The sequence below is a fragment of the Rhodoferax sp. genome, from assembly GCF_037143375.1.
Taxonomy (GTDB): Bacteria; Pseudomonadota; Gammaproteobacteria; order Burkholderiales; family Burkholderiaceae_C; genus Rhodoferax.
On sequence record NZ_JBAWYV010000138.1, the window covers coordinates 1 to 7,947 of the forward strand.

The 7,947-nt window shown below is 54.5% G+C and carries 9 protein-coding genes; 5 read left to right on the plus strand and 4 right to left on the minus strand.

Annotated elements, in window-relative coordinates; all coding sequences use genetic code 11:
- From WCG50_RS15530 to WCG50_RS15540, 3 genes are all read right to left on the minus strand, one after another.
- On the minus strand, positions 1-847 hold an 847-nt coding region (locus tag WCG50_RS15530; protein ID WP_336900508.1), incomplete at its 3' end, for a phosphopyruvate hydratase.
- A gap of 89 nt (positions 848-936) precedes the next feature.
- Entirely contained in the window at positions 937-1,794 is an 858-nt protein-coding gene (gene kdsA, locus WCG50_RS15535; protein ID WP_336900509.1) for a 3-deoxy-8-phosphooctulonate synthase, read from the minus strand.
- On the minus strand, positions 1,794-3,461 hold the full coding sequence (locus WCG50_RS15540; protein WP_336900510.1) for a CTP synthase: 1,668 nt from the start codon (positions 3,459-3,461) through the stop codon (positions 1,794-1,796). The genes kdsA and WCG50_RS15540 overlap by 1 nt, the downstream gene beginning before the upstream one ends.
- 85 nt (positions 3,462-3,546) lie before the next feature.
- Between WCG50_RS15540 and coaBC the strand changes: the two genes are divergently transcribed.
- Complete coding sequence (gene coaBC / locus WCG50_RS15545; protein WP_336900511.1) at positions 3,547-4,773, plus strand: bifunctional phosphopantothenoylcysteine decarboxylase/phosphopantothenate--cysteine ligase CoaBC; 1,227 nt, start codon at positions 3,547-3,549, stop codon at positions 4,771-4,773.
- On the plus strand, positions 4,773-5,219 hold the full coding sequence (dut, locus tag WCG50_RS15550) for a dUTP diphosphatase (protein ID WP_336900516.1): 447 nt from the start codon (positions 4,773-4,775) through the stop codon (positions 5,217-5,219). The genes coaBC and dut overlap by 1 nt, the downstream gene beginning before the upstream one ends.
- Before the next feature lie 65 nt (positions 5,220-5,284).
- Here dut and WCG50_RS15555 read toward each other — a convergent pair whose 3' ends face one another.
- Positions 5,285-5,818, minus strand: a complete 534-nt coding sequence (locus WCG50_RS15555) for an FKBP-type peptidyl-prolyl cis-trans isomerase (protein ID WP_336900512.1) — start codon at positions 5,816-5,818, stop codon at positions 5,285-5,287.
- Between the two features lie 40 nt (positions 5,819-5,858).
- Here WCG50_RS15555 and WCG50_RS15560 point away from each other — a divergent pair, with 40 nt between their 5' ends.
- The 3 genes from WCG50_RS15560 to WCG50_RS15570 all read left to right on the plus strand — a co-directional run bounded on the left by WCG50_RS15560 (position 5,859) and on the right by WCG50_RS15570 (position 7,875).
- Complete coding sequence (locus WCG50_RS15560) at positions 5,859-6,992, plus strand: cupin domain-containing protein (RefSeq protein ID WP_336900513.1); 1,134 nt, start codon at positions 5,859-5,861, stop codon at positions 6,990-6,992.
- Positions 6,982-7,479 (plus strand): hypothetical protein, encoded by a 498-nt coding sequence (locus WCG50_RS15565; RefSeq protein ID WP_336900514.1) that lies wholly within the window; start codon positions 6,982-6,984, stop codon positions 7,477-7,479. The genes WCG50_RS15560 and WCG50_RS15565 overlap by 11 nt, the downstream gene beginning before the upstream one ends.
- A gap of 165 nt (positions 7,480-7,644) precedes the next feature.
- On the plus strand, positions 7,645-7,875 hold the full coding sequence (locus WCG50_RS15570) for a hypothetical protein (protein WP_336900515.1): 231 nt from the start codon (positions 7,645-7,647) through the stop codon (positions 7,873-7,875).
- The last annotated feature ends 72 nt before the right edge of the window (positions 7,876-7,947 follow it).

Below are 7,947 nucleotides of genomic sequence, written 5' to 3' on the forward strand. Positions count from 1 at the left end.
TGATGATGGGGTACTTGTCGACCCAGGTCGCCAGCATGTTGGTCCATTCTTCGGCAGTGAGGGACAAGCCCTCACCGGCCAAGTGGTACTTGCCGTCTTTGTAGAACTCACTGGCGGCACAGTCGAGGGCCAGGGCAATTTGCTCGCCTGCCACAAAACCTGCTTTGTCAATGGCTTCCAGAATCAGCTGGATGGCTGCTTCGTGGCTGGCTACGCTGGGGGTGAAGCCACCTTCGTCGCCCACAGCAGTGCTCATGCCCTTGTCGTGGATGATTTTCTTCAAGGCGTGGAACACTTCAGCGCCATAACGCATGGCTTCGCGGAAAGTGGGGGCGCCGATCGGGATGATCATGAACTCCTGAATGTCAAGCGTGTTGTTGGCGTGTGCGCCACCATTCACCACGTTCATCATGGGCACCGGCATCTGGATGGCACCCATGCCACCAAAGTAGCGGTACAGCGGCAGGCCGGACTCTTCAGCGGCAGCGCGGGCCACGGCCATAGAGACCGCCAGCATGGCATTGGCGCCCAGGCGGGACTTGTTGTCGGTGCCGTCCAGATCGATCAGGGTCTTGTCCAGAAAAGACTGTTCGGAGGCGTCGAGGCCCAGCACAGCTTCTGAAATTTCGGTGTTGATGTGTTCAACCGCTTTCAGAACGCCCTTGCCCAGGTAGCGGCTCTTGTCACCGTCGCGCAGTTCCATGGCTTCACGGCTACCGGTCGAGGCGCCAGACGGAACCGCCGCGCGGCCCATCACGCCAGATTCCAGCAACACATCACATTCCACGGTGGGGTTGCCACGGGAATCAAGAATTTCACGACCGACGATGTCAACAATTGCGCTCATTGATTTCTTTCAAAAAATATAAAAATGAAACAAAAAACCTAAACAAAAAACCTAAACAAAAAACTGTATTTGATCTCTATCAGCCGCGATCAAACGTTAAAACTATTCTCAAGAAAACCATTTTTCTTGGTCACGGCATCCAGCGCCACCAGCGTCTCCAGCAAGGCCCGCATGTGCTTGAGTGGAACCGCATTCGGGCCGTCGCTCATGGCTTTCGAGGGATCGGGATGCGTTTCCATGAACAAGCCCGCCACACCGACCGCCACGGCCGCGCGGGCCAGCACCGGCACCATCTCGCGTTGGCCGCCACTGCTGGTGCCTTGCCCGCCCGGCAACTGCACCGAGTGGGTCGCATCAAATACCACCGGCGCACCGGTTTCGCGCATGATGGCCAGCGAGCGCATATCGCTCACCAAGTTGTTGTAACCAAAGCTGGCACCGCGTTCACAGGCCATGAAGTTGTCTTCGTTCAAGCCCAGTTCGCGCGCCGCTGCACGGGCTTTGTCGATCACGTTTTTCATGTCGCCCGGCGCCAGAAACTGCCCTTTTTTGATATTGACCGGCAAGCCCGACTGCGCCACGGCGCGGATAAAGTCGGTTTGGCGGCACAAGAAGGCCGGAGTCTGCAACACATCCACCACCGAAGCCACTTGGGCAATCTGGTCTTCTGAATGGATGTCAGTCAGGATCGGAACCTGGAGTTCGCGTTTGACCTTGGCCAGAATTTCAAGGCCGCGCTCAATACCCGGACCGCGAAACGTGCTGCCGCTGGAGCGGTTGGCCTTGTCAAAGCTGCTTTTGAAGATAAAAGGAATGCCCAGCGACGCCGTGATTTCCTTCAAGGTGCCTGCGGTGTCCATCTGCAATTGTTCCGACTCGATCACGCAGGGGCCAGCGATGAGAAAAAATCGGTGTTGCAAGCTGATGTCAAATCCACATAACTTCATCAGGCAGTTGCTTTCAATGTTTTGCCGGCAGTCTGGTGGTCAAGTGCCGCCTTGACAAAGGCGTTGAACAGTGGATGACCATCCCAGGGTGTTGACTTGAACTCAGGGTGAAACTGCACGCCCATGAACCAGGGATGCACGTTTTGTGGCAACTCCACAATTTCTGTCAAATGTTCACGTTGGGTCAACGCAGAAATGACCAGACCGGCCTCGCGCAGGGTGTCGAGGTAGTTCACGTTCGCTTCATAGCGGTGACGGTGGCGCTCAGTGACGACGTCGCCGTAAATCTCGTGCGCCAAGCTGCCCTTGACGACATCAGAACTCTGGGCACCCAAGCGCATGGTGCCGCCCATGTCGGAGTTTTTGTTGCGCGTTTTAATAGTGCCGTCAGCGTCTTTCCATTCGGCAATCAGGGCGATCACCGGGTTCGGGCCTGTCGGGTCAAACTCGGTACTGTTGGCGTCTTTCAGACCGGCAACATGGCGTGCAAACTCGATGGTGGCCACCTGCATACCCAGGCAAATGCCCAAGTACGGAACTTTGCTCTCGCGGGCAAACTGCGCAGCGCAAATTTTGCCTTCAACGCCGCGAATACCAAAGCCGCCGGGCACCAAAACAGCGTCAAACTTGGCGAGTTGGGATGCGTTGTCGGGCGTGATGGTTTCGGAATCGATGTAATCAATCTTGACCCGCACATGGTTTTTCATGCCGGCGTGGCGCAGCGCTTCGTTGAGCGATTTGTAGCTGTCACTCAGGTCGACATACTTGCCGACCATGGCAATGTTGACTTCACCTTTGGGGTGCGCAGTCTCATAAACCAGATCGTCCCACCGCTTCAGGTTGGCGGGGTGCGTGTTGAGTCGCAGTTTGTCGCAAATCAGGCCATCAAGACCTTGCTCGTGCAGCATGCGAGGCACTTTGTAAATGGTGTCGACGTCCCACATGGAGATCACGCCCCAATCGGGCACGTTGGAGAACATCGAGATTTTTTGCCGTTCTTCGTCTGGAATTGGACGGTCGGCACGGCAGATCAAGGCGTCGGCCTGAATGCCAATTTCGCGCAACTGCTTAGCGGTGTGCTGGGTCGGCTTGGTTTTGAGTTCGCCGGCTGCGGCGATCCAGGGCACATAGCTCAGATGAACAAAAGCCGTGTTGTTGGGGCCGAGCTTGAGGCTCATCTGGCGCACCGCTTCTAGAAATGGCAGCGATTCAATGTCGCCCACCGTGCCGCCAATTTCAACTATCGCAACATCCACTGCATCAGGCGCACCAAAACGGGCGCCTCGTTTGATGAAGTCTTGAATTTCGTTGGTCACATGGGGAATCACCTGAACCGTTTTGCCCAGGTAGTCGCCACGGCGTTCTTTTTCAAGCACGCTTTTGTAAATTTGACCGGTGGTGAAGTTGTTGGCTTTGCGCATCCGTGTTTCCACGAAACGCTCATAGTGGCCAAGATCTAGATCGGTTTCAGCGCCGTCTTCAGTGACGAAAACTTCGCCGTGCTGCATGGGAGACATGGTGCCGGGGTCGACATTGAGGTACGGGTCAAGCTTGATAAGAGTGACTTTGAGGCCTCGCGACTCCAGGATCGCTGCTAAGGAGGCTGAGGCGATTCCCTTGCCAAGGGAAGACACCACACCGCCGGTGACGAAGACAAATTTGGTCATGTCAGAGGGAGCTGCAAGCTCGGGGAGGTGGAAACCGAGATTATAAGTGCCTGTTTGCTGCATCTGGTCTGATACATTTCGGGCCATGAATGATCTTGCTGGTAAACATATTGTTTTGGGGCTCACTGGTGGCATTGCCTGTTATAAGGCGGCTGAATTGTGTCGGGCACTTGTCAAAGAAGGCTCCACGGTACAGGTCGTGATGACGGCTGCGGCCGAACAATTCATCACGCCGGTGACGATGCAGGCCTTGAGCAACCGACCTGTTTATGACTCACAGTGGGATGCGCGTGAGGCTAACAACATGCCGCACATCAACCTGAGTCGTGAGGCCGATGCCATTTTGATTGCCCCTTGCAGTGCCGATTTCATGGCCAAACTGTTGCACGGTCGCGCTGATGATCTTTTGAGTTTGATGTGTCTGGCGCGTCCAATCGGCAAGGTTCCCTTGCTGATTGCGCCCGCCATGAACCGTGAAATGTGGGCACATCCTGCCACGGTACGCAATGTTGCGCAGTTGAAGTCAGATGGCGCTAAGGTGTTTGACGTCGGTTGTGGCGATCAGGCCTGCGGCGAAACGGGTGATGGACGAATGTTGGAGGCGCAGGAGTTGCTGGACGATGTGATTGCCTTTTTTCAGCCTAAAACATTGTTGGGTCAGCATGTACTGGTGACTGCCGGACCCACTTATGAGGCGATTGATCCGGTGCGGGGTATCACCAACCTGTCGAGTGGAAAAATGGGCTTTTCCATTGCCCGGGCCGCGCGGGAGGCGGGTGCCGAGGTGACGCTGGTAGCGGGACCGGTGCACTTGCCGACGCCGAGAGGCGTTAAGCGGATTGACGTTAAATCAGCATCAAATATGCTTGAAGCCACCGTGGGTTGTGCGCAGATAGCTTCTGTTTTTATAGCAACTGCCGCCGTTGCCGATTGGCGTCCAGACAATGCTGCAGATCAAAAAATCAAGAAAGATAATTCGGGCGAAGTGCCTCGGTTAACTTTTGTTGAAAATCCGGACATTCTGGCCACCCTGGCGCAGTCGCCGCGCGGCAAGTCTGGAGAGCTGTATTGCGTCGGTTTTGCCGCCGAAAGTCAGGACCTGTTGGCCAACGCACAGGCCAAGCGTCTGCGCAAAGGGGTGCCGTTGCTGGTGGGTAACATCGGCCCGGCCACATTTGGACAAGATGACAACGCGCTGTTGCTGGTCGATGCGTTCGGTGTCAAAGACCTGGCACGCGACTCCAAGCTGGCGCTGGGGCGAAAATTAATAGCAGAGATTGCAAACAGAATAGGGGCCAGAGGCCAAGCATGATGAAAATTGACGTCAAAATTATCGACTCCCGCATGGCCGAGCAGTTGCCCGCTTACGCCACTCCGGGTAGTGCCGGACTCGATTTGCGGGCTTGCCTGAGTGAGCCGTTGACTTTGCAACCCAATGCCTGGCAACTGGTGCCCACCGGCATTGCCATTTATCTTGCTAATCCGAATTTTGCGGCAATCATCCTTCCACGCTCCGGTTTGGGCCATAAGCACGGCATCGTTTTAGGGAATTTAGTCGGGTTGATTGACAGCGATTACCAGGGTCAACTCATGGTGAGCGCCTGGAACCGCAGCGATGTGGCTTTCACCATTGAGCCGATGGAGCGCATTGCGCAACTGGTCATCGTGCCCGTGGTGCAGGCCCAGTTCAATGTGGTTACTGAATTTCCGTTAAGCGAGCGCGGGGAGGGCGGCTACGGTTCAACGGGTAAATCCTGATCCTCTCGCGATAGATCGCAGCCTATCGAAACAAACAAGCTCTGCCACCCATAAATTGCCGGGTGTTAATGCAGGGTGTCGTTGCCAGGTGCTGAGTCGTGCAGGGCTTGAATCTTGAAAAACCCGGTTCCAGCAGAGCCGCGACCTATCTCCTCCAGGGTGGCCTCGCGAATGGCTTCAACCGTCAGGCTCAGTCGCAATGCAATGCCTGCCAGCGGATGGTTGGCGTCAAGTACGACATGATCTGGATAGATTTCACTGACGGTGTAAAAAGCATCTTTGGGTGCGTCCGGATTGCAGCCTGCAGGTAGTGCGCTCCCTTCAAACGTCATGCCTACTTCCAGCTCTTCTGGAAAAAGTTCGCGCTGCTCCAGAAAAAGCAAAAGGTCATCGAAGTCTCCAAAGCCCTCTTCGGGTTCGATTTGCAGGTCCAGTTTTGCACCGACCGCAAGGCCCAGAAGCGCTTCTTCGATGACTTGCAGCAAGTCATCGCCACCGACCAAAAATTCAACGGGTTCGTCGAGCACGTCTAGTTCCTCGCCAAGCGTATCTGCCAGCGTCCAGGTCAGAGCGACCACACATTGTTCATTGATTTTCATAGGAGAATTGTCGCAGTTTGAAAATTGACCGGAGATCCAAATGGATGTAAATCAAGTCTTGCCATTGTTGGGCGGCCTAAGCCCTGACGAATTCATGAAGAACCACTGGCAAAAAAAGCCATTGCTGGTGCGACAGGCTATTCACAACTTCAAACCGCTCTTGGATCGAGGTGAACTGTTTGAACTGGCCGCCAGCGAAGATTCTCAAGCGCGCCTCGTTATTCAAAAACCCGGAGAGACACCGCCTTGGCAGTTCAAGCAAGGGCCGTTCGAACGACGTGAATTGCCTGCGCTGAAACGTCCGGGTTGGACGGTGCTGGTGCAAGGCGTAGATCTTCAAAACGACAGCGTTCACGACTTGATGAATCAATTTCGTTTTGTGCCCGATGCGCGACTCGATGATTTGATGATCAGCTTTGCCACCGATGGCGGTGGCGTTGGCCCTCATTTCGACAGCTACGACGTGTTTTTATTGCAGGCGCAGGGTCAAAGGCGTTGGCGGATCGGGCATCAAAAAGACCTGACCTTGCAGCCCGATGTCCCCTTGAAGATTCTGGCTAACTTTGAACCTGAGGAGGAGTTTGTGCTGGAGCCAGGGGATATGTTGTATTTACCGCTTTTGCACGCTCACGACGGAATTGCCATTGGTGAATGCATGACCTATTCCATTGGTTTCAGGTCACCCAGTCGGGGCGAGTTGGCGCGTGAACTGTTGCAGCGTCTGGCGGAGCAGGCTGAAGATGCCGTCGGATGTGCGGTTTACCGGGATCCCAATCAGGCAGCGGTAAGCCAACCCGGAGAAATTCCACCGCAAATGCTGGCGTTTGCGCGCGATGCTTTGGAAGACGCACTGAAAGACCCTGATGCCTTGGCGCGATCCTTGGGTGAGTATTTGACCGAGCCCAAAGCCAATGTCTGGTTTGAAACCGCTGAGTTTGATGCAGCATCATCAGGCGGTGTTGTTCGACTTGATCGGCGTACCAAAATGATGTTCGACGCGAAACACATTTTTATCAATGGAGAGAGTTTCAGGGCGTCTGGAAGCGACGCCACGTTGATGCGGCGCTTGTCCGATGAGCGTAGTCTCAGTCGTCAGGATGTAGATCGAATCAGCTCCGAAGCGCGCGCTTTAATTGAAGGCTGGGCCGAGGCGGGGTGGTTGCATGGACTCTAAAACTGAACCTACGCGCAGTGGTCGATTTGTGGGGCGTGAGGCATTTGAGCAATGGGTGCGCAATGCCTTAGCTCAAGCTGCGCATGACGGTTGGCGCGAAATCATTCTGAGTGATGCAACTTTTGCGGATTGGCCCTTGCGTGAACGCGCGGTGGTGGAGTCCTTGCAGTCATGGTCGGCGTCCGGTCGGCGCCTGGTCATGCTGGCCACCCAATATGACGAGGTCATTCGAAACCACGCCCGTTTTGTGTCGTGGCGAAAAACCTGGGGCCATATTATTGAGTGTCGGGTATGCAAGGTTGCCAACGTGCTTGATTTTCCGAGTGCTATTTGGTCAAGAGACTGGTTTATGCACCGGGTGGATTCACAACGGAGCACTGGTGTATTTGGTGAAGACCGCGAACGAGGAGTTCAACTCAAGGAGCTACTGGATGAGAAAATCCGAAATAGTTCACCTGGATTTCCTGCGTCAACTTTGGGCCTGTAGCAGAACTGCAAAAGATGTGACTTGAAAATACATTATAATTTTAGGCTAGGTGTAAAGAGCTCGAGTCACTTTTGCCTGGTCCTAGCAGATTCACTGCTCTGACAATTTCCGGAAATTGTTTTTCTAACTTATTAGGTAATTTTCAAATGAACAAAAACATCATTCTTGCTGCCGTTATTGCTGCTGCTGCCCTCGCTGCTTGTGGTAAAAAAGAAGAAGCTCCTGCACCTGTCGCTGCTCCTGCTGCTGCAGTTGCTCCAGTTGCTGAAGCTGCTGCTTCCGCTGCTGCTGGCGCTGCTTCCGCTGTTACTGGCGCAGCTTCTGCTGTTGCTGGCGCCGCTGACGCTGCTGGTGATGCTGCCAAGAAGGCCGCTGAAGCTGCTACCGCTGCAGTGAAGAAGTAAGCTTTCGCTTACTCAACTTTATTGTTGAAAAAGCCACCGCAAGGTGGCTTTTTTTCGTCTGGAC